Source organism: Roseburia lenta, from assembly GCF_014287435.1.
GTDB lineage: Bacteria > Bacillota > Clostridia > Lachnospirales > Lachnospiraceae > Pararoseburia > Pararoseburia lenta.
This window is the reverse complement of record NZ_JACOPG010000002.1, coordinates 640,216-661,621: the sequence shown is the minus strand read 5'-3', so window position 1 is coordinate 661,621 and position 21,406 is coordinate 640,216. Positions and strand designations below refer to the sequence as shown.

Annotated in this window: 17 protein-coding genes, 3 tRNA genes and 1 pseudogene; 17 read left to right on the top strand and 4 right to left on the bottom strand. The window is 43.3% G+C overall.

Translation table 11 applies throughout. The features are described 5' to 3' along the window. The first annotated feature begins 4 nt into the window (after window positions 1-4). The gene (locus tag H8R94_RS07170) at window positions 5-871 is read left to right on the top strand and encodes a DUF3881 family protein (RefSeq protein ID WP_118280646.1); all 867 of its coding nucleotides are present in this window, start codon (window positions 5-7) and stop codon (window positions 869-871) included. Window positions 872-907: 36 nt separating this feature from the next. Beyond that, a tRNA-Arg gene (locus H8R94_RS07165) sits at window positions 908-979 on the top strand. A 264-nt stretch (window positions 980-1,243) separates the two neighbouring features. Here H8R94_RS07165 and H8R94_RS07160 read toward each other — a convergent pair. Beyond that, window positions 1,244-1,999 carry an AraC family transcriptional regulator gene (locus H8R94_RS07160; RefSeq protein ID WP_186854243.1) on the bottom strand — a complete coding sequence of 252 codons (756 nt, stop codon included), beginning with the start codon at window positions 1,997-1,999 and terminating at the stop codon, window positions 1,244-1,246. A 205-nt stretch (window positions 2,000-2,204) separates the two neighbouring features. On the opposite strand from H8R94_RS07160, the gene H8R94_RS07155 reads away from it, so the two are divergent. The 3 genes and pseudogenes from H8R94_RS07155 to H8R94_RS12290 form a co-directional block, all read left to right on the top strand. Next, window positions 2,205-4,508, top strand: a complete 2,304-nt coding sequence (locus H8R94_RS07155) for a beta-glucosidase (protein WP_186854242.1) — start codon at window positions 2,205-2,207, stop codon at window positions 4,506-4,508. Continuing rightward, window positions 4,505-5,929 (top strand): glycoside-pentoside-hexuronide (GPH):cation symporter, encoded by a 1,425-nt coding sequence (locus H8R94_RS07150; RefSeq protein WP_186854241.1) that lies wholly within the window; start codon window positions 4,505-4,507, stop codon window positions 5,927-5,929. The genes H8R94_RS07155 and H8R94_RS07150 overlap by 4 nt, the downstream gene beginning before the upstream one ends. 376 nt (window positions 5,930-6,305) lie before the next feature. Next, a pseudogene (locus H8R94_RS12290) lies at window positions 6,306-6,593 on the top strand (helix-turn-helix domain-containing protein); the annotation flags it as partial. Between the two features lie 27 nt (window positions 6,594-6,620). Here the strand turns inward: H8R94_RS12290 and H8R94_RS07140 are convergent. Further along, on the bottom strand, window positions 6,621-7,406 hold the full coding sequence (locus tag H8R94_RS07140) for an alpha/beta fold hydrolase (RefSeq protein WP_178009612.1): 786 nt from the start codon (window positions 7,404-7,406) through the stop codon (window positions 6,621-6,623). A 211-nt stretch (window positions 7,407-7,617) separates the two neighbouring features. Between H8R94_RS07140 and H8R94_RS07135 the strand changes: the two genes are divergently transcribed. The 10 genes from H8R94_RS07135 (at window position 7,618) to H8R94_RS07090 (ending at window position 17,578) form a co-directional block, all read left to right on the top strand. Next, a complete protein-coding gene (locus tag H8R94_RS07135) occupies window positions 7,618-9,081 on the top strand; it encodes a tetratricopeptide repeat-containing diguanylate cyclase (RefSeq protein ID WP_186854240.1) in 1,464 nt (487 codons plus the stop codon). 24 nt (window positions 9,082-9,105) lie between these two features. Beyond that, window positions 9,106-9,732, top strand: coding sequence for a sugar O-acetyltransferase (locus tag H8R94_RS07130; RefSeq protein WP_118534941.1), 627 nt, complete (start codon window positions 9,106-9,108; stop codon window positions 9,730-9,732). Window positions 9,733-9,825: 93 nt separating this feature from the next. Next, window positions 9,826-11,100: a hypothetical protein gene (locus H8R94_RS07125; protein WP_186854239.1), complete on the top strand. Its 1,275-nt coding sequence runs from the start codon at window positions 9,826-9,828 to the stop codon at window positions 11,098-11,100. A gap of 174 nt (window positions 11,101-11,274) precedes the next feature. Continuing rightward, window positions 11,275-11,347 (top strand) — tRNA-Lys (locus H8R94_RS07120). Between the two features lie 231 nt (window positions 11,348-11,578). After that, window positions 11,579-13,171, top strand: a complete 1,593-nt coding sequence (locus H8R94_RS07115) for a xylulokinase (RefSeq protein ID WP_186854238.1) — start codon at window positions 11,579-11,581, stop codon at window positions 13,169-13,171. Between the two features lie 27 nt (window positions 13,172-13,198). Further along, the gene (locus tag H8R94_RS07110) at window positions 13,199-13,894 is read left to right on the top strand and encodes an L-ribulose-5-phosphate 4-epimerase (protein WP_118280618.1); all 696 of its coding nucleotides are present in this window, start codon (window positions 13,199-13,201) and stop codon (window positions 13,892-13,894) included. 276 nt (window positions 13,895-14,170) lie between these two features. Then, window positions 14,171-14,241 (top strand) — tRNA-Gly (locus H8R94_RS07105). Between the two features lie 92 nt (window positions 14,242-14,333). Continuing rightward, window positions 14,334-15,311, top strand: coding sequence for a Gfo/Idh/MocA family protein (locus H8R94_RS07100; RefSeq protein WP_186854237.1), 978 nt, complete (start codon window positions 14,334-14,336; stop codon window positions 15,309-15,311). Window positions 15,312-15,317: 6 nt separating this feature from the next. Next, complete coding sequence (locus H8R94_RS07095; RefSeq protein WP_118280616.1) at window positions 15,318-16,652, top strand: MATE family efflux transporter; 1,335 nt, start codon at window positions 15,318-15,320, stop codon at window positions 16,650-16,652. Then, a complete protein-coding gene (locus tag H8R94_RS07090; protein WP_186854236.1) occupies window positions 16,646-17,578 on the top strand; it encodes a GTP-binding protein in 933 nt (310 codons plus the stop codon). Before H8R94_RS07095 ends, H8R94_RS07090 begins: the two co-directional genes overlap by 7 nt. Here the strand turns inward: H8R94_RS07090 and trmB are convergent. Then, window positions 17,575-18,231, bottom strand: a complete 657-nt coding sequence (gene trmB, locus H8R94_RS07085) for a tRNA (guanosine(46)-N7)-methyltransferase TrmB (protein ID WP_186854235.1) — start codon at window positions 18,229-18,231, stop codon at window positions 17,575-17,577. The genes H8R94_RS07090 and trmB overlap by 4 nt on opposite strands. 179 nt (window positions 18,232-18,410) lie before the next feature. On the opposite strand from trmB, the gene H8R94_RS07080 reads away from it, so the two are divergent. Beyond that, a complete protein-coding gene (locus H8R94_RS07080) occupies window positions 18,411-19,904 on the top strand; it encodes a D-alanyl-D-alanine carboxypeptidase family protein (protein ID WP_186854234.1) in 1,494 nt (497 codons plus the stop codon). Window positions 19,905-20,050: 146 nt separating this feature from the next. Here H8R94_RS07080 and H8R94_RS07075 read toward each other — a convergent pair whose 3' ends face one another. After that, the gene (locus tag H8R94_RS07075) at window positions 20,051-20,566 is read right to left on the bottom strand and encodes a hypothetical protein (protein WP_118280612.1); all 516 of its coding nucleotides are present in this window, start codon (window positions 20,564-20,566) and stop codon (window positions 20,051-20,053) included. A gap of 203 nt (window positions 20,567-20,769) precedes the next feature. Between H8R94_RS07075 and H8R94_RS07070 the strand changes: the two genes are divergently transcribed. Continuing rightward, window positions 20,770-21,402 (top strand): type IV toxin-antitoxin system AbiEi family antitoxin domain-containing protein, encoded by a 633-nt coding sequence (locus H8R94_RS07070; protein WP_118534949.1) that lies wholly within the window; start codon window positions 20,770-20,772, stop codon window positions 21,400-21,402. Window positions 21,403-21,406: the final 4 nt, after the last annotated feature.

The window sequence follows — 21,406 nt, the reverse complement described above, 5'->3', positions numbered from 1 at the left end:
ATTTATGCATAGTTATTTACAGGCGATTGGATTTTCCAATATTACAAAAGACGAACTGGATCATTTGATCTATGAAGCGATACGCAAGCCTGATAGCCATGAAGTAGCCCTGGATTCTGATGGAAATGAATTTGTAGAACTTGATTTTGAAGTGTGCGAACATACGGGAATTGCCATTCGTGGTGTATATGATACGGATGACAATTTCAAAGTAGATTATTACTTTCCTTATTGTAAGGGCGGTAATTTTTCTACAGATGCGGAACTGGAGATCATCAAGCAATCGGATAAAGAAAGTTATCAGGGATTTTGTGATGAGATGCGGCTTGGCGTAAATCTGATCTTTTACTTACAGAATGCGATCGAGTATCTGCAAAAGTCCAGCCATGGTTATGATGGAAATCGTTTTCGCAGATCTTATCTGACGGGACTTTCGCTGGAGGGAAAGATATTACTTCCGGTGGCAGAGCCTACCGTAAAAAAGACAGATAAAAAGACGACAGATCGTACTTCACTCGTGGCGGCAGCCAGAGAAGGGGATGAGGATGCGATCGAGAGTCTGACGATCGATGATATGGATACCTATTCCATGATATCAAAGCGTGTCACGAAGGAAGATGTTTATAGCATTGTAAAGACAACCTTTATGCCATATGGTATTGAAAGTGATAAATTTGCTGTGATCGGTCAAATAAAAGAGTTCCATAAATTAACAAATTATGTTACCATGGAAGAGTTGTATGTGATGCATCTGGAAAGTAATGATCTGGAGTTTGATGTTTGCATCAATGCAAAAGATCTATTGGGACTCCCAGAGGTTGGTCGTAGATTTAAGGGCAACATTTGGATGCAGGGAACCGTGGAGTTTTAATTTAATAAAAAGGTCTGTTTTGGCAGACCTGTATTTGTTCTCTTAGTTAAATGGATATAACAAGCGCCTCCTAAGCGCTAGTTGTGGGTTCGATTCCCGCAGGGAACATTTGCGAAAACTATAAGTCATGTAAAAATAGAGACAATATGTACTGCGCGAGATTTACTCGCAGTCAGAATGTATTATCTCTATTTTTATAGGGTGACATCCCGCAACGAAGAAAGAAAAGATAGTTATTTTTAGATAAAAATCAGTTGTTTGAAAAATTTTATAAATGACAATACTTCAATATATATTCTTAATGATATTAGTATATTACTAAAAGTTTGTGTTCAAAAGACGAAATCCTTAGTTTTACACTTAAAAAAGATACTAAAATTTTTCAAGACTACGAATAAAGTTTGCAGGAGTGATCCCATATTTTTTCTTAAACAATTGGATGAAGTGACTTTCATTACAAAAACATAAGGTGTAACTTGTTTCATTTATGGTCATTCCGGAAGATAGCATTTTCTGTGATTCATCAAGTTTCTGATTCAGGATATATTGGTGCAGAGAAATACCGGTCTCTTTTTTAAAAGCCTGAGATAAGTAATCGCGGGAAACATGTAAAGCATTGGATAATTGTTCAATCTTAAGCCGGCTGTGAAGATTGATATGAATCAGATGCATACAACGATTGATCAGGTCGCTATAAGTGTGTGGAATATTGTTTTCCTTCACTTTTGAAACAAGCTCAATGGCTTTTTCACAGAGATAATCAATACATTCTTCCATTGTCTGAAGGTAATCAATCTCCTGAATATATTGGTCACTTAACTGGTAAGCCTCACTTTCATCCAAGCCACCAAGAATTGCATAGTGAATGGCAACAGCAATGGTGGCAACTGCCCAGTAATGAATTTCTCTGGATTGATTATCTGACATGTGCCCAATAATCAGTCCAGATTCTTTATACAAGTCAAGCGCTTTTCTGACACCGTCAATATCTCCATTTCTAATAGAATAAAATAGCATGATCTCATATTGGAAAGAGGAATGTGTCTTTCCGGTTTCTCTTGCTTCATATATAAAATTCTTAGTTGAATCTAAAAATTCATAGTTTATTTTTGTATGATCTTCTGACATAAATTCCTCCACTAAAAAAATTCGCCGTTTTCCAAGAGTAAGCAAGTTTCATCAGGTTTTCCTCCACTTATTATATAATAAAAATAATATAAAACAACATAAATTTGATATAGATAAATGTAAATAGATGATATGTTGAAGATAGATAAATGGATTGAATGGGAGGTATTTTATGGGGAAAAGCCTTGAGGAAATGTGCCGGCTTGTGACAGGGGCTGGAGCATGGCACATAGGAAACATTCATGTATCGGACGGACCTCACGGAATCCGCGCACAGGAGGATGGGGCTAAGAATAATGACAGTTACGAAGCAACTTGTTTTCCTACTGCCAGCAGTACGGCCTGTTCCTGGAACAGAGAATTGATTGGAAAAATGGCAGAAGGAATGGCAAGTGAGGCAAAAGAACTTGGTGTATCTGTTGTTTTAGGACCGGGGATCAATATAAAACGCTCTCCTTTGTGTGGTAGAAATTTTGAGTATTATTCGGAAGATCCTTTTCTCGCCGGAGAACTGGCAGTAGCATATATTTGTGCAATGCAGACAAATGGAGTGGGGACATCCCTGAAGCATTTTGCCGGAAATAGTCAGGAAACTCATAGGATGACGAGTAATTCCATGATTGATGAACGTGCTTTGCATGAAATCTATCTGAGTGCATTTGAGAAAACAGTAAAATGTGCAAAACCGGCAACTGTCATGGCAAGTTATAACTATCTGAATGGAGTGCCGGCCTGTGAAAATTATGAATTGCTGACGGATATACTTAGAAAGCAATGGGGGTATGAGGGGCTGGTAATGAGTGATTGGGGTGCATGCGTAGATCTTCCGGCTTGTATTGCTGCCGGAATGGATGTAGAAATGCCGGACAGCTGCGGAAATCATTTTAATGAGTTACTGGAAGCGGCAAAAAAGAACTCGCGATTAGAACAGGCGCTTAGAACTTCTGTCTACAGAATTGAAAAGTTAGTTGCTGCTTATGGCAAGAACAGAATTGAAAAGAAAGAAGCTAAGTGTGTATCGGAGCAGACAAGAAATCATAATCATGAACTGGCAAGACGGATTGAGGAAGAAAGTGCAGTACTTCTAAAAAATGATGGCTTTTTCCCATTAAAGGATATAGGGGAAATTCTTCTGATCGGAGACCTTGCCGATAAACCGAGAATTCAGGGTGGAGGCAGCAGCCATATTCATACGGATCGTGTGGATAATTTTATAGAAGAATTTGAAAAACAACATATAAAAGTACATTTTGCCAGAGGTTATAGGAGCAATACCTTTCATAGAGACAGCAGGTTGGAAAAGGAAGCTTTGGAGAAATTGCAAAAAGCAAAGAAGCAGAACATGCCAGTCCTTTTTGTTGGTGGATTGACAGATATTGCTGAGGGCGAAGGTTATGACAGGGAGAGTTTTGAATTACCGGCGAACCAGACAGCTTTGCTGGAACAGATGCTTTGTATAGATGATAAAATCGGATTTATTTCTGTTAGCGGTTCTCCCTATAATATGGAACTTCCATCAAAATGTAAAGGGTTATTGCAGTTATATCTTGGTGGAGAAGCAGCAGCGGCAGCTTGTGTAAGGCTTGTTACAGGTGTTGTTAATCCATCAGGGAAACTTGCAGAATCGATTCCTTATTGTGAAAAAGATGTTCCTAGTTATGGATATTTTGGAAGACAGGGGGAGCAGAATCACCATTTGGATGATGTTGCGTATCGGGAGAGTATTTTTCCGGGATACAGATATTACGATACATTTGATGTTCCGGTGAGATATTGTTTCGGATATGGACTGAGTTATACGCAGTTTACCTATTCTGATTTACAGATTAGTAAAGCTACAAACGAAAGTTATCAAATTTCATTTTGTATTGAAAATACCGGAATGGTATCTGGAAGTGAAATATCGCAGCTTTACATAAAAAATCCACAAACCGACGATTTCCGGGCAAACCGGGAATTAAGAGGGTTTGAAAAAACAGACCTGAAGCCGAGTGAGAAGAAAAAGATAGTGATTGCTATTGATGAGAGGGCTTTTTCGGTGTATCAGAACGGAGAATTTCAGGTAATTGAAGGAGTATATGAAATACAGATAGGTTCATCGTTACAGGATATACGTTTATCGGAAACTGTTGAAGTGAACGGAACCAAACTGGTTTCTCCCCTATACAGGAATACGAAGGTGCCTCTTTCTGAAAAAGATTTTAATATGATTTATTCTTATCCGTACACCCATTTTTCAGATATGAAACCTGGGGAGTTTACAACAAAAAACTCATTAATACAGATGGCACCTTATTCCCGGCTTGCAAAAAAATGGATCCGGATAGGAAAAATTGCAGCAAGACTAATGTACTTTCCAAAATCCATGCAGGATCCGGAAGTAAGAATGATGACGGAAGGTATTCTGGAGGGAAATATTGATAGTGTATGTAATCAGAGTGGAGGTCTGATAAAAAACAGGACAATTAAAAAGATAGTGGATTCAGCAAATAAGGGGGCTTTAAAATGAATGAAAAATTAGATGCAAGAACAAAATGGACTTATTGTATCGGTGCAACAGGAAGAGATGCAGCATATGCACTGGTAAGCATGTACCTGATATTGTATGTACAGTATACAATGAACCTTACAAGTGCACAGTTTGCAGTAATCAGTGGTGCAATGATTCTTTGTATGGTATGGGATGCCATTAATGATCTCCTAATGGGAATCATAATAGAAAATACACATTTCAAGATGGGAAAATTTAAGCCATGGATACTGATTGGCTGTATCACAAATGCGATCGTTATTGTATGTTTGTTTACCATAAGACCAAGTGGATGGGGATTTGTGGCTTTTTACAGTCTGTTTTATTTATTATGGGGAATGACCTATACAATGAATGATATTGCATACTGGGGTGTTCTGCCGTCGCTAAGTTCTGATCCCGGAACCAGAGATTCTCTTGTAACTATTATGAGTATTTTCGTGTGTATCGGACAGTTTTCAGTTGCAGGAGTTGTACCGGTGGTAATTGCCGGCAATGCAGTAAACGCATACAGAATAGTTGCACTTATCGTTGCTTTGGCTTTGATCTGTTTTCAAATGCTGACCGCATTTGGAATAAAGGAGCGGCCGCGAAAGGAACAGAAAGACAAATTGTCTTTGAAGGATATGTTCCATATTTTTGCAAGAAATGACCAGTTGGTAGCATCAGGGCTGGCATCCATATTTTTTAATATTACAAATAATATTCTGATTGTTTTCGGGGTGAATTTCTTTTATACAGAGTACGGATATTCGGAAAGCGGAACACTGGTATTTTACTTTACGGTCATGTATGGACTTGGAATGCTGATCTCACAGGCAAGTTATGCAGGACTGGCAAAGAGATTTTCAAGAGAGAAGATTCTTAAAGTATGCTTTATTGTTCTTCTGATTGGGTATGCCTGCTTTATGGCGTTTGGTTATGTGCTGCCGAAGAATGTGATCCTTCTGAATGCAATCGGTTTTGTAATCTTCTTTTTTCAGGGACTTATGAATCTGGCAATCGTTGTTATGATCAATAATACGATCGAATATGATGAGGCAAGATTTCATGAAAGACATGATTCAGTCATATCTGCAGTGCGCTCATTCAGTGTAAAACTGGCGGGGGGAATTAATCAGGGGCTTTCAACATTAGTGCTTATTGTGAGCGGTGTTTATGCTAAGAGCCAGAGCATCAGCGCTTTGGAGATAGAGGTAAACAAGGGAAATCTTTCCAGTGAAGAGGTTTTAGCGGAAGCAAACAAGTATATTAGTGAAATAACAGCGCAGCAGGCTCTTATTTTCCGAATTGGAATGGTTCTCATACCGGTATTAGCATTGATAATTTCTTATGTGATTATCAAAAAGAAATATCATATTGATGAAGCGGAGTATGCCAGACTTATTAGGGAAAAATAAGTCGATATATGTGGGGACTTTTTTACAATATTAGAGTTGAATAAGGTAGGAATTCTGAGTAAATAAGAGCAAATTTTGGTGATTAAATTATATATTAAAAATTGTTGTAATTTTTAATATTATCGCACATAATATAACCACAGATATGATTCTGGTGTGTGTATGCACATTAAATATTGGGCTGGTCGCAAGACCCGGGTCCACCAAATGGCGGGTAAGACACCCGCCATTTTTATATGGAGAAATAGATGAAAGAATTGAGCATTTTTGTTGACGAATCAGGAGATTTTGGTGAATATAATCATCGAACTCCATATTATATAATTTCTATGGTATTACATGATCAGGATGTAGATATAACAAAAGGTGTGGAACCCTATCTAAGGTGGCAGAAAAGTATCATATTTCAACCCCTTCTATGACACGCTCCATGCAAAATCTGGAGAAATGTTTTGGGGTCAGGCTTTTTGAACGTCAGAAAAATAAAATGACGCTGAATGAAACAGGGCAGTTTGCCTTGGTCTATGCGTCCACCCTGCTCTGCTTTACCACAGACTATATTGTCAATCGGGAGTCAGTCTATGCAGACCGCCTCATCCTGTCAATCGCAGATGAGGATGCCAATATCTGTTTCTTTCTATATATGAAAACTAACTATAGGTAGACGTACCGTTCCGGTCGTCCTATAAGATCAGGAAATGCCGCAGGTCAGGCACACTTCCCTGACCCAGCGGTCGGCATCCAAGAGTAGTTCCTCATGCCGCAGGTCAAATGCGCGGATATCCGGATCGGCAAAATGTTCCAAATAGCGTTTTTCATACTTTTGCCCCATTTTCATGGCATAGAAAACATGGATGGTTGTTCCGGGTACGCGGATATGGTCGTCGACTTTGGTATAAAGATCCGTGTAGAACTGATTTTTGACCGATTCTTTGGATATAAAGGAGAAGTCTCTGTCGGTGCCGATTCCCATAAAAGCCATAAATTTTTTGGCATATTCTGCTTGCTCATCATTGGCAGCAAGCATTTTGTCCATGCGCTTTTTCATGAATTTGCCCGGATGTCCTGTCATGACAGGATAAATGAGAGGCAGCATAAGGGATGTCTCCAGATAGGCGAGCCACTTTGGCGCCTGGTCCATGTCGCTGGAGCCGATGATGGCATGATCGATATGGATCTTTTGCCTGTCTACCAGCAGGGATACAAAGGATCCGCCCAGTGAGCAGCCGTATGCGGCAAAGAGTTTGCCATCCAGATTTTCTTCTATATAATCTTCGATCTTAGCGACTTCATCCAATTCTGAGATGAAAGTTGTCTTTTCCGTCTCGTCAAATCCGCTATAACTGACAACCAGCGTGTAAAAATGTTCTTCCAAGGGTTTTATGACATGACCGAAATTATTTTTCCAGTAACAGCAGGTTCCCGGAAACAACATGATGGTCGGTTTTTCCTTATCTCCAAATGTATATACTTTCATATGATAAATCTCCCTTTGCGTGTTAGTTTATACTAACCTAATAGTAGCACCGTGGGATTTTTCTGTCAAATAAGGCAGGAAAATGCAGGAAACTCTAAGAAATATCACAGAAATTAAACATTGTCATCTTTAAATAATTAGGAAACGATGTTACACTATAAATGATTTTCTTTTTTACAAATGAAAGAATTTTTTAGTTTGGAGCGCCTTTATGAAACAAGACACAGAACAGTTGAGACAACTTGCCTATGACTATTTAAAAGATGGTCGTCTGGAGTATGAGAGGGGGAATACCGATGACAGTATTACCCTGACCGAAAAGGCAAAAAATACATTTGAAACAATTGGTGACAAGGAAGGATGTGCTTCCAGTCTGAATATGTTGGCGGTTCTTTTGGGAGCAACCGGCAACGGTAGTATGGCGATCGACCAGCTTTTTCAATGTATTGAGATCGCGCAAAAATATGGCTATCCGATCTATGAGATGATGGGCTATGTCAATATCGGTTGCGAATATCAGGTCATTGGCGCGCATGAAAAGGCTTTGGTCTATTTTAATCTGGCAGAGGAAGTCATCCGCAAGTATCATTTAGATCAGGATCCGAACCAAAAGGAGCGCGTGCTGGGTGCATACATCAATATGCAGGACTCTTATATGTCCTTAAAGCAATATGACATGGTGGAAAAGTTTCTCATTCTGGAGCGTCCATTGATTGAATATATGCCAGATGAGGAGTGGATCCGTTTTGATTATGATGTGATGGAAAGTCGGGTAAATTGGGTTCTTGGCAAGAAAGACCTGGTCTATGAGAAACTGGATTATCTGATAAAATGTGCCACAGAATATACTGCGATTGGCAATTATGTACAAAACTTTACGGAATTATGCCAATTATTGATAGATATGCAGGAATACGATAAATGGAAGCAGGTCATTGAGATCATGGAGAGATATTCGACGAAGGCAAACGTGCTTGACCTCAAGTTGTTTGTCAACGAGATGTGGCGTAAGTGGTATCAGACCATGGATGATATGCCTTCCTATACGAAAAAATGCATGGAATTGACAGATCTTTACAATGAGAAGATTGAAAAGGACAGATATGACAAAGAGGCAGCCTATGATGTCAGGGTTGCTTTGGAAAATAATGAGAGGGAGCGGAAACAGGCAAAAAAGAAGTCTGATACCGACCAGTTGACAGGTGTATTCAACCGTTACAAGTTGGGCGAAGATCTTGCCGGTTTCTGCAAAAAGGATTTACAGCGCCTCTGTGTAGGTATTCTGGATATTGACTGCTTCAAGGAAAAGAATGATACTTACGGACATCTGAGCGGAGACGACTGCTTAAAAGATATCGCCAGTATTATTCAGGACGTTGTCAGCAAGCACTCTGGCAAGGTTTACCGTTATGGCGGGGATGAGTTCTTAGTCGTCATCTTAAACCATGAAAATGAGGCGATCAAGGAGATCGCAGACCAGATCCGGCAGAAATTGATGGAAAAAGCCATTCCGAATGAAAACTCGCTCGCAGGCGTCCATGTGACCTTGTCGCAGGGTTACAAGAATGGTAAGTTGTCAGAAAACAAGGATTTCCGAACATTTTTTGACGAGGCAGACAAGATCCTTTATCGCGTAAAGCGGGGCGGCAGGGACAACTATATCGTAGAAGAATAGAAAAGTTAAAGGAGGGTTTTATAAATGGAACAAAGAGACAATATGCACAATGGAAAGTTATATGATCCGAACGATGACAGCGTTATGGAAGAACAGATGGTATGCCTGGATCGTTTGTATGATTTCAACCAGACCAGACCGTCGGAAATGGATAAGCGCAATGCTATCATGAAGGAAATGATGGGAGATGTGGGAAAAGATTGTTACATAGAACCGCCTTTTCATGCAAATTGGGGCGGCAAACATGTACATTTTGGAGACGGAGTTTACGCAAATTTCGGCTTGACCTGTGTAGATGATACCCATATCTATGTAGGCAGCCATACTCTCTTTGGACCAAATGTCGTTTTGGCGACTGCAGGACATCCTATGCTGCCGGAATTGCGCAAACATGGCATCCAGTACAATATGCCGATTCATATCGGGGAGAATTGCTGGCTGGGAGCCGGTGTTATCGTTGTGCCGGGTGTTACGATCGGGGACAATGTCGTGATCGGTGCCAGTAGTGTCGTAACCAAGGATATTCCGTCCAATTCGGTAGCAATGGGTACGCCATGCCGTGTCGTTCGACAGATCAACGACCATGATAAAGAGTACTATTTTAAAGATAAGAAGATTGATTGGTCAGAAATGCAGCAGTTTTTAGATTAGTCATCCGTTTTTCTATTGGAAAGTTTGGCAAGACAGGGTATAATGTCTTTAAATGTACAAATATGTCTTAATAGAGGAAAACGGGGGACATTCATGAAAAAAGAAAAAATTACCATTGCTTTTGCCAGTGTGATCGAGGCATTATTTCTCTTGTTGGAAATTTACTTTATGATACACGCCAAAGGCAATTTTCCGGTTTTACTGATTGTTGCCATTTGTATGGTGGCGGTTCTCTTCTTTCTTGTTTTATCGATCATCGAACTGAGCCAGAAAAATAAAGAAAAAGAGAGACTGGATTACGAGGACATCTATAAGGCGCAAAAGGCATCTTATCTTGCACAGAGAAAATACTTTGATGAGTTGAACGAACGCCTGAACCAGTTAGAGGAAAATACGAATTTTCCGGCGGAAGATATTATCACAGCACAAAAGGCAGTTGCAAAGGTAACGATTTCCAGAAGTAAGGAAAATGCAGACGCGCTTATGAATGCCAATGATGAACTGATTCAGCGCGTGTTTGGATTTGAGGAAAAACTGGCAGACAATAATGATGCCCTTCTTCGCCAGCAGGAGACACTCTTGCAGCAGACGAGAGAAGAACTTGTGGCTAATAATCAGGGAATGCAGGATCAGTTTGCTGCCCTGCATCAGGCATTGGAGCAGATGAAGCAGGAGATTTCCGATCTGGAACTCCGTCAGGCAGCACAGCCGGCGGCAAGTCCGGTAGCAGAAAGCCCGGCAGCGGAAGCACAAGCACCGATTCCGGAGGAGCCGGTAGAGGATGATGCTTTTGCAGCAGCCGAGGAAACTCTTGCACAAGAGACTGTGGAAGAACCTGTAATAGAAGAATCCGTAGCCGAACCGATCATAGAAGAAGCGGTTGAAATGCCGGAGGAAGCAGAAGAAGTGACAGCCGCACCGGAGGCAGAGCCTGTTGACAATGGCGGAGAGATCTCGCAGGCAGAGATCGATGCCATGCTTGCAAGCCTTGCATCGGATACAGAGGAAATGCGTCAGGATGAGACCGTGATCGAGGAGGATGCTCCGATGGTCGATGAGGGACCGGTCGCAGCCGAGGAGGCTGAGGCGATCGAAGAAGAGGCAGGGGAGACAGAAGAAGTACCTGTCATGGAGGACATGCCATCTGTAGATGATCTGCCAAGTCTGGACGAGTTGGATGATCTGGATCTGCCGGATCTTGAGGAATATACAGAAAGTGCAGACGATCTGCCAGATCTGGATGCTATAGCAGAGCCGGAACCAATGCCGGAGCCTGCCGCTGAAGAAAAGCCACCAATGCCGGATTTGTCAGATCCGAATAAGGTCTTGTCACCGGATGAGATCGCAGCCTTATTTGCAAATATGTAAAAAATCAGGGGTCGTGATGCGAAATCACGGCTCCTTTTTGAATGGCATATAAATATATTTTTATCAAATTTGAGAAATCAAAATTTATTTAGAAAAAAATGAAAAAAGTACTTGCTTTTTTCATCGAGTCGTAGTAATATATTTTTTGTCGTCAGGAACGACAGACAAGTATATGCGCGATTAGCTCAGCTGGCAGAGCACCTGACTCTTAATCAGGGTGTCCAGGGTTCGAACCCCTGATCGCGCATTTGAAGAGTGTCGGACTTAGAAATGTCTAGGTTTGGCGCTTTTTTATTTTCCAAAAATCTCCCTGTCGGTCGGCAGAGGATCTCCAGACCAGTGCGATAAAAAAGTGAACTAAATTCGTTAATAAACGTATAGTGGAAAAAAACCGGCAATGCTATACTAAATGCAGAATAAGGATCATAGGTCTTATAACAGAGCCTTGTATAATTTTAAATAATTTGAGGAGGTACTTATGGGAAACATAGGGGAATTGATTGCCGGTGGAAAGGCAATCCTCGGAATTGAATTTGGTTCGACGAGAATTAAGGCAGTGCTAATCGATGAGGCGCACAAGCCGATCGCAAGTGGGGACCATATCTGGGAGAACCGTCTGGAAAATGGTTTCTGGACCTACCATGATGATGAGATCTGGGCAGGTTTGCAGGATGCCTATGCCAATCTGAAAAAAGATGTGGCAGACAAATATGATGTGAAATTGACAAAAGTTGCTGCACTTGGTTTTTCTGCCATGATGCATGGATATCTGGCATTTGATAAAGACGGAAATCTGCTGGTGCCATTTCGGACATGGAGAAATTCTACGACCGGTCCGGCTGCCGCAGAATTGAGTCAACTGTTTTCATACAATATCCCGGAGCGCTGGAGTATCTCGCATTTGTATCAGGCGATCTTAAACGGCGAAGACCATGTAAAAGACCTTGCTTTCTTTACGACGCTGGCTGGCTATATCCACTGGCGCATGACAGGGGAGAAGGTGCTGGGTGTCGGTGATGCATCCGGTATGTTCCCGATTGATCCTAAGACAAAGCAGTACGATGCCGTCATGATGGATAAGTTTGAAGATCTGATCGCAGACCGCCACTTTGCATGGCATCTGGCAGATATTTTACCGGAGATTCGTCTTGCCGGAGAAAGTGCAGGAAGTCTTACTGCAGAAGGTGCAAAACTCTTGGATCCAAGCGGTGAATTAGAGGCAGGCATTCCGATCGCTCCACCGGAAGGAGATGCCGGAACGGGCATGGCTGCGACCAATAGCGTCAAACAGCGTACAGGTAATGTTTCCGCCGGAACATCCGTATTTGCCATGGTGGTTCTGGATAAGGAACTTACCAAATACTACCCACAGATTGACATGGTAACGACACCGGACGGAAGTCTGGTTGCCATGGTACATGCCAACAACTGCACAAGTGACCTGAATGCATGGGTTGGATTATGTGGCGAAGTCTTAGATACTTTTGGTGTAAAGGTGTCCGGGGATGAATTATATGGTACGCTTTATCGCAAGTCCTTGGAGGCAGACCCGGATTGCGGCGGATTGCTTTCCTATGGATTTTTGTCCGGCGAAAATATCATGAACTGCGTAGAGGGACGTCCGATGTTCGTACGGACTCCGGAGAGCAGGTTTACACTGGCAAACTTCATGCGGTCTCATCTGTATGCAAGTTTCGGTGCTTTGAAAGTCGGCATGGATCTGCTTTTACAGGAAGAAAAGGTTGAGATCGACGCTATCTATGGACATGGCGGTATCTTTAAGACCAAGGGCGTAGCCCAGAATTATCTGGCAGCAGCACTGGATACACCGGTTTCTGTTATGGAGACGGCAGGCGAAGGCGGTCCTTGGGGCATGGCACTTCTGGCAGCCTATCTGGTCAATAAGGAAGCAGGGGAGACACTTGCCGATTATCTGGCAGATCGTGTCTTTGCAGATGCGGTTGGCTCATCCGTTGACCCGGATCCAAAGGACGTAGAGGGCTTTGATGCATATGCCAAGATCTTTAAGGATGCGATCGCAGTAGAGCAGACAGCGGTAGAGAAACTGTAATTTTTGACAAAATGAGGTGAGGATCTTATGTTAGAGCAATTAAAAAGAGAAGTTTATGAGGCAAATATGCTTTTGCCAAAATATCAGTTGGTGACATTTACCTGGGGCAATGTCAGTGGTATCGACAGGGAGGCAGGACTTTTTGTAATCAAGCCGAGCGGTGTAGATTATGACAAACTGACACCGGAAGATATGGTCGTTGTGGATTTGCAGGGCAATAAGGTTGAGGGCAAGTACAACCCTTCTTCCGATACGGCGACCCACATGGTACTTTACAACCGTTTCCCGGATATTGGCGGTATCGTGCATACCCACTCTACCTGGGCGACATCTTGGGCGCAGGCAGGAAGAAATATTCCTTGCTACGGTACGACCCATGCAGACTATATTTACAAAGACGTTCCATGTGTCCGCAACTTGACTAAGGAGGAGATCGATGAGGCTTACGAACTCAACACAGGAATCCTGATCGCTGATGAGTTTGAGAGACAGGGCATCGACTATATCGCAACGCCTGCGGTTCTTTGCAAGAACCACGGACCATTTACATGGGGCAAAGATGCACATGAGGCAGTACACAATGCAGTCGTTTTGGAAGAAGTTGCAAAAATGGCGGCAAATTGTGAGATGATCAATCCAAAGGTTGCTCCGGCACCGGTAGAATTGCAGGATAAGCACTACTATCGCAAACATGGAGCAAACGCCTACTACGGACAAAAATAGTCTTGCACACTAGATCAGGTGTTTTAAGTCTTTGCTGAGACAGCGAAAGGATTTTCGCAGGCATTTACAGATCTTAAGGCAGTGAAAAGACCGATAGAAGTAAGGAATATAAAAACAGCATTTCATATAAGAGAAAGTCTCCGGGCTTTCTCTTATTTTATGCATAAATTATGCTTGTGTGCTTTGGCAGGAAATTTCAAAAAAAGATCCTTCCCATGCTTTTCTTAATTTTTGCAGCGTGCTATAATGTTATTTGTACCAAGATTGGTAACACAGGCAGGATTAGTCTATCGGTAGGGCGCCAGCTTCCCAAGCTGGATAGGCGGGTTCGACTCCCGTATCCTGCTTTTCGTATTTTATGAGGGGATCTTATAGTTGATGGGGTGCTGATAGAAACAGCACTTTTTTCTTTATCATTTTATAATACAGGAGGTTTTTCATGGAAAAGTTTAGATGGTGTTTTATCGGAACGGGGAAATTGGGACATCAGGTGGCAGGGCAGTTGCTTGCCAGTGGCAGACATGAGATCGTCTCCTGCTATACCAGAAATATGGATAATGCCAAGGCTTTTGCGGAGGAGTTCCATTGCAAGGCATATGGGAGCGCCGAGGAAGCCATTTTAGCAGATGGTGTGGAGGGCGTCTATGTCGTGACACCCCACAATGCGCATTTCCGTTATGTCAAAGAGGCTCTGGAACTGGGCAAGCCGGTATTGTGTGAAAAGGCGTTTACGGTCACAGCGGAGGAGACCGACAGTCTGATCGCGCTTGCAAGGGAAAAGAAAGTCTATCTGGCAGAAGCCATGTGGACCTGGTTCTCTCCGGCTGCCAATCAGGTCAAATTATGGTTGATGGAGGACAAACTGGGAAAGGTGACGGATGCCAACTTCACTTATCATATGAAGTCTGTCAAATATGCACCACGTGTGTCGGATCCAAAGCGTGCCGGCGGTGCCCTTTTGGACATCACGATCTATCCGATCACCTATGCTTATCGTTTGTGGGGCTATCCGGTAAAAATCGAGAGCAGCGGTACGATCGAGAATGGTATCGATTATGGCGAGGATGTGATGCTGACCTTTGAAAATGGACTGACTGCCAGGATCTCCGCGTCTATCGTGGATATGAAGGGGCTGGAAAAGATGACCATCAGCGGAGAAAAGGGTAAGATTCAAGCGTCTTTTTATCATGCGACCAATCAAGTTACTTATAAAAAGAACATCTTTCATAAAGAAGTGTTTAAGGGTCCGGGACCGCGCATCAATTCTTATCTGGATGAATTTGACGCCGTGGCAGAGGATATCCGGGCAGGCAGGCTGGAAAGTAAGATGGTGCCGCTGCAGGCGACATCCGATGTAATGCACATTTTAGACCGGATCCGTAAGCAGATCGGACTGGAATATACAGAATTAGAGTAGGAAATCATGACAGAAGGTAAAATTATTAAATCCATTATCATATATGCGATCCCCTTGATATTGGGAAATTTCATGCAGCAGTTGTATAGCACGGTCGATTCTTTCGTGGTTGGTAATTATGTAGGAGCGACAGCACTTGCGGCGGTCGGCGCCAGCGGGCAGTTGACCTATTTTCTGATCGCCTTTTGTCTGGGGGCATCCGCCGGAGGCGGTATTTTGATCTCCCAGTTCTATGGTGCCAAAAGTTACGATGAACTCCACCATGTGATCCACAATATGTTGGGGATTGCCGTGGTACTGGGACTGGTATCGACAGTGGTTGGCGTTGCCTTTTGTCCGCAGTTATTGCGTGCCATGGGAACACCGGAAGATATGATGCCGGAGGCGGTTCTGTATCTGCGCATTTATTTTGGCGGCATGATCTTCATGACCTTTTATAATATGTTGGCAGCCATCCTAAATGCTGTCGGAAATTCCACAAAATCGCTTCAGTATCTTGTGGTTTCATCCCTTGTCAATATTGCTCTGGATTTTCTGCTGATTTGCGGATTTGGCATGGGCGTGGAAGGGGCTGCGATCGCGACGGTCATCAGTCAGGGCGTCAGCAGTATTCTGGCATTCCGCTATCTGGCAAAAGTGGATGCGCCTTATCGCGTAGTATTCCGTGACATCAGCCTGGATAAATATTGGGCGATGCGCGTTGTCCGTATCGGACTTCCGGCTGCCATCCAGAATGCAGTCATCAGTTTTTCCAACATTTTGATCCAGACAGGTGTCAATGCTTACGGAACCAATGTTGTTGCAGGATTTTCCGCCTATATGAAGGTAGACGGCTTCAATATCCTGCCGATCCTCAGTTTTTCCATGGCTGCGACGACTTTTGTCGGACAAAATATCGGTGCAGGCAAGCGCAAGCGGGCTTTCCAGGGTGCAGCCATGATCTTTGTCATCAATTTATGCTATACACTGATGATGACAGCCATTATGTTAGGCTTTGATACCCAGATTATTTCCGCCTTTTCCAAGGAGCCGGAAGTCATTACATCCGGTGTTATGTGCATCTGGGCACTTGCCCCATTTTACAGTGTTTTGGGCGTGATTCACTCCTTAGCAGGGGCTTTGCGTGGAACCGGAGATACCATGGGACCGATGGCGATCATCCTGATCTCGCTCTGTCTTTTCCGTGTGATCTGGATCTGGACCATGACATCGCGTATCGACGGTGTGATGGGCGTGTATCTGACCTATCCGACATCCTTTGTGCTGGGTGCCGTGCTCATGGTTATTTATGTGCTCTTTAAGTATCATCGCAGCAAGCAGAAAAAGGAGAAGTTATGGTAAAAATCGATCTCATCACCGGATTTCTGGGATCCGGGAAAACAACCTTTATCAAAGAATATGCCAGATACCTTATGCGTCAGGGCTTAAATATCGGTATTCTGGAAAATGACTATGGTGCCATCAATGTCGATATGATGCTTTTGCAGGATCTGGAAGGGGAAAAGTGTGAGTTGGAAATAATCGCCGGAGGATGTGACGCAGACTGTCACCGCAGGCGCTTTCGCACCAAACTGATCGCCATGGGTATGTGCGGTTATGACCGGGTGATCGTAGAGCCGTCCGGGATCTATGATGTGGATGAATTTTTTGATGCCCTGCGTGAGGATCCTTTAGACCAGTGGTATGAGATCGGCAATGTGATCACGATCGTGGATGCAAAACTGGAAAAAGACCTGTCGGAGACAGCCGATTACCTCTTGGCAAGTGAAGCGGCAAATGCAGGCTGTATCCTGCTTTCCCATGCAGATGAGGCGGATCCGGTACAGATGGATGAGACCATTGCACATCTGAATGCAGCCATGGAGGGCATTCAGTGCAAACGCAGATTTTCAGAGGAAGTTATCCGAAAGAGCGTTTTGCAATTTGTGGATAAAGATTTTGAGAAGATCGCTAATTGTGGATATCGTATCGAGAGTTATGAGAAACGCTTTGTGGATGACAGCGGCGAGTTTTCCTCTTTATATTATATGAATAAAGCCTTTGATCGTGATCGGCTGGAAGTTCTGGTAAAGCAGGTATTTGCAGATGTATCCTGCGGCAAGGTATTCCGTATCAAAGGCTTCTTTTTGGATCAGAATGAGAAGTGGGTCGAACTCAACGCGACAAAAGACCAGATCCGTTTTGCACCGATCGGGGCAGGACAGGATGTCGTGATCGTGATCGGGCAGGATCTGGTCGAGGAAAAAATTGATAAATATTTATCTTAGGCGTCTATGCGGCTGGCGATCAGTTTGCAGATCGGGTTGCCCTTGGAGGAGAACTTTTCCTCGTACTCAGTCATGATGTTACCGGGGTTCATGGACGCATCCTGATGCAGATCATAGGTCTTTGCATCGATCTGCCAGATGCTGGAATTTTCGATCTCTTCTACAGAAAAGTCGAAAAGGTCGCGGTTGTCGGTCTTAAACTCGATGTGACCGCCCTTTTTCAGGATCTTGTCATAGCGGTCTAAAAAGGCAGAAGATGTCAGGCGGCGCTTGGCATGCCGGTCCTTTGGCCAGGGATCACTGAAATTCAGATAGATTCGGTCAACTTCTCCCGGAGCAAAGATCTCCGCAATGTCCTCTGCGTTAAAGCAGAGAAAGCGTAAGGAGTCGATCGGGCTTTCCTCGGCTTCCATCTTTTGCACCGCGCGTAAAAGGACGCTGGTGTATTTCTCAATGCCAAGATAGTTGATGTCGGGGTGTGCCTTTGCCATGCCCATGATAAACTGACCTTTTCCCATACCGATCTCGATATGGAGTGGCTGTTTCTGCGGAAAAATAGATTGCCAGTTTCCTGCAAGGGAAGCGGCATCCTGCACACAATAAGGGCTGCTGGCGATCACTTCGTCTGCGCCCGGAATATTTCTTAATCTCATATAGGATCTCCATCTCAAATTATTTTAAAATTTAGCAAAACGATTATATCATAAAATAGGACTTTCGTGGTAGAAATCTGTTGCAGATGAAAAACGATGCGATTATACTATTACTGTATGTGCAAAAAGAAGCACAGATATGGGCAGTATAAAAGAAAAGAGATAGAAAAGAGAAGCAAATGAATAGAATAAAGAAGTGGATAGCATTATGTCTTGCGGGAGCGATCACGGCAGTATCGTCGCTTGGCAGTGCCATAAATACACAGGCAGCGGAGTATTGGCCGGACAATGTCAGCGTGACATCGGGAGCTGCAATCGTCGTAGAGATGGAGACAGGAACTGTCCTCTATGAAAAGAATGCGGATACCTCCCATTATCCGGCGAGTATCACCAAGGTCATGACCGCACTTTTGGCACTGGAAAATTGTGATCTGGACGAGATAGTCACTTTTTCAGAGGAAGCAGTCTATGGCAATGAGGGAGATACCTCTCATATTGCCAGAGAAGTCGGGGAAGAAATGACGCTGGAGAACTGTCTTTACGGTATGATGTTAGAGTCTGCCAACGAATGTGCTTGGGCGATCGGCGAGCATGTGGGCGGCGGCAGTATGGACAAGTTCGTGGAAATGATGAATGCCAAGGCAAAGGAATTGGGTTGTACCGGTACACATTTTGCCAATCCGAACGGACTTCCCAACCCGGATCATTATGTGACGGCGAGAGACATGGCTTTGATCGCGCGTGCGGCTTACCAGTATCCGGAATTTCGCAAGATCAGTTCTACCAGGGCATACACGATCCCGGCAGACAACAAAAAAGAGGCATATAATTGTAACAATACCCATGGTATGATCAGTAATCACAGGGGAAGCAGTAACCTGTATGAATATGCGCTAGGCGGTAAGACCGGTTATACGGATGAAGCGGGAAATACCCTCGTTACCTATGCACAGAAAAATGGTATGACCCTCCTTTGTGTGATCTTAGACAGCAATAATCCGGCGCATTATAATGATACGGAAAATCTGTTTGAATACTGTTTTCAGAACTTTTCCTTATATTCGGTAGCGGACAATGTCAACCTTTCGGATATGAGCGATCAGGCGGCACTGGAATCACTCAGTGATAAGATCGATCTGATCCGTGTTGATGAGGACGGCGTGGTCGTTCTTCCAAATACAGCATCTTTTACCGATGCGCAGGCGACGGTCACACCGACAGATAAAAATGCTGATAAGGGAGCCGTTGCAAAGATCTCCTATACCTATGCCGGAAAGCAGGTGGGAGGAGCCAATGTTATTTATGAGAAGAACACAAAGGCAACCTATCCTTTCCACAATATTTCCGCAGATGAAGGCGGATCCAAAGTAAAGTATTTCCGCATTGATTTTAAGACCATTCTTCTGGTGATCGGCATTATCCTGATCTTTTTATTGGCAGTTTATGTATGGAATGTCATGTCAGGACAGATCCTTTTGAGCCATCACAGAAAGAACGAAGACCGAAAGAAGAGAAGCCGTTATCGTCAGATCAGCCGTAATAAGAGGCGCAAACGAAAAGCGGCAGCAAGCCGTGCAGCGTCAAGCAGAGGCACGGCTACAAGGCGACAGCCTAACCGGACTTCCGGCAAGCCTATCCATAGAAATACAAAACGGTCAAAAAGGACAAGATAATCTGAATTAGACTATAATATATGGTTAAGATATAAAAAACGACAATATACAATTTGTATATTGTCGTTTTGCTATTTGCAGACATTTGTATCTGCACCATATAATGTCGGATATTTAGCGTATATGATATTTATTGTCAGACAATATCAGGAATGTTGCATGAGGCTTTCCAAGAGGATACGGAGTTGGGATGCATTTTTCGTATAGAATAAAAGCCCGTCTGTTGTATCTAAGATCGTGATATATTTGCCGTGACAGGTCTTGGATTCCCGGATCAACTGTAAGAGGTAGGACTTGTAGTTAGGATCTGTTGCTAGAAAGAGTGTCTCATAGTCCTCCAGGGAAGTCACATGTGCCTTGCTTTTTTGCAGCATGAAGGAAAGTTCCTGATCCTGATCCAACTGTTCGGCAGTCTTATTGATGATGAAGTAGCCGTTTGGATCCTTTGGCATATCAAGGGACTTGATGGCACGCTGTACCTGCTTGGTTAGACTGTCGCTGGCTGGGTAGAGTGATTCAAAGTATTTCATGAAATCGGTGGCAGTCTTAAAATGTTCGTTCTTTCCTTTTTCCAGCATCTCGGTCATAAGGATGCGGCGGATGATATCCTCACATTCTTTACGGGATGGGTTCTTGCGAAGTCTTCTTTCCATTTCCGGCATAATGTATCTCCTTACTGTCTTTTATATTATCAAAAGACAAAAATGTTTGTCTTTCATCAATATACGACAAAAATCATGGAAATGCAAGACAAAAAAGAGGAAGAAAGGACAGGTATATAGAATTGACATCAAATATACATATTCTTATAATAAAGGCAAGGAATGTATGAAACTACCTAATGTAAGATCAAGGAGTGGGGAAAATGGAATTAACAAATCTGAGCCGCGAAGAAAAGAAAGCCTATGATCTGGAGCAGATCGATGCCCTGGTGCAAAAAAATCAAGGCATGGCAAAGACAGCGGATATTCTCGCCATGGGGATTGACTACCGACGCATTTTGCAATTTCTGAAGGAAGGTTATCTCAAGCGGGTCAAAAGCGGTTATTATACGACCAAGTATTTTGACGGATCGGAAGAAAGTATGGTGGCGCGCATGTTCTCGGATGGAGTGCTTACCATGGAATCCGCTCTTTTTTATCACGGTTATCTGGAACAGCGTCCTTATGCATGGCACATTGCTGTCAGCAAGAATGTTTCCAAGTCCCGCTTTAAGATGGATTACCCGAATCTGCAGCCATATTACACGGAACCAAAGGTGCTGGGTATGGGCGTGACGACCATAAAACTGGCAGGCGAGCCCATGCAGATCTATACCAAAGACCGTCTGGTCTGCGACTGCCTCAAGTATCAGGATAAAATGGATCGAAACGATTTCAAGAAAGCCATCCTTACCTATATCGGTGATGAGGATAAGGACGTTGCGGCGCTGATGGAGTATGCCAAGGAGCGCAAGGTCTTAAAGAAAGTGCAAAACATGATTGGAATCTGGTTGTAGGAGC

Excerpts from the sequence above, each read along its gene's own strand:
- H8R94_RS07170 (WP_118280646.1), top strand. The coding sequence starts at position 5 with ATGCATAGTTATTTACAGGCGATTGGATTTTCCAATATTACAAAAGAC.
- H8R94_RS07160 (WP_186854243.1), bottom strand. The coding sequence starts at position 1,999 with ATGTCAGAAGATCATACAAAAATAAACTATGAATTTTTAGATTCAACT.
- H8R94_RS07150 (WP_186854241.1), top strand. The coding sequence starts at position 4,505 with ATGAATGAAAAATTAGATGCAAGAACAAAATGGACTTATTGTATCGGT.
- H8R94_RS07140 (WP_178009612.1), bottom strand. The coding sequence starts at position 7,406 with ATGAAAGTATATACATTTGGAGATAAGGAAAAACCGACCATCATGTTG.
- H8R94_RS07135 (WP_186854240.1), top strand. The coding sequence starts at position 7,618 with ATGAAACAAGACACAGAACAGTTGAGACAACTTGCCTATGACTATTTA.
- H8R94_RS07130 (WP_118534941.1), top strand. The coding sequence starts at position 9,106 with ATGGAACAAAGAGACAATATGCACAATGGAAAGTTATATGATCCGAAC.
- H8R94_RS07125 (WP_186854239.1), top strand. The coding sequence starts at position 9,826 with ATGAAAAAAGAAAAAATTACCATTGCTTTTGCCAGTGTGATCGAGGCA.
- H8R94_RS07115 (WP_186854238.1), top strand. The coding sequence starts at position 11,579 with ATGGGAAACATAGGGGAATTGATTGCCGGTGGAAAGGCAATCCTCGGA.
- H8R94_RS07110 (WP_118280618.1), top strand. The coding sequence starts at position 13,199 with ATGTTAGAGCAATTAAAAAGAGAAGTTTATGAGGCAAATATGCTTTTG.
- H8R94_RS07100 (WP_186854237.1), top strand. The coding sequence starts at position 14,334 with ATGGAAAAGTTTAGATGGTGTTTTATCGGAACGGGGAAATTGGGACAT.
- H8R94_RS07095 (WP_118280616.1), top strand. The coding sequence starts at position 15,318 with ATGACAGAAGGTAAAATTATTAAATCCATTATCATATATGCGATCCCC.
- H8R94_RS07090 (WP_186854236.1), top strand. The coding sequence starts at position 16,646 with ATGGTAAAAATCGATCTCATCACCGGATTTCTGGGATCCGGGAAAACA.
- trmB (WP_186854235.1), bottom strand. The coding sequence starts at position 18,231 with ATGAGATTAAGAAATATTCCGGGCGCAGACGAAGTGATCGCCAGCAGC.
- H8R94_RS07080 (WP_186854234.1), top strand. The coding sequence starts at position 18,411 with ATGAATAGAATAAAGAAGTGGATAGCATTATGTCTTGCGGGAGCGATC.
- H8R94_RS07075 (WP_118280612.1), bottom strand. The coding sequence starts at position 20,566 with ATGCCGGAAATGGAAAGAAGACTTCGCAAGAACCCATCCCGTAAAGAA.
- H8R94_RS07070 (WP_118534949.1), top strand. The coding sequence starts at position 20,770 with ATGGAATTAACAAATCTGAGCCGCGAAGAAAAGAAAGCCTATGATCTG.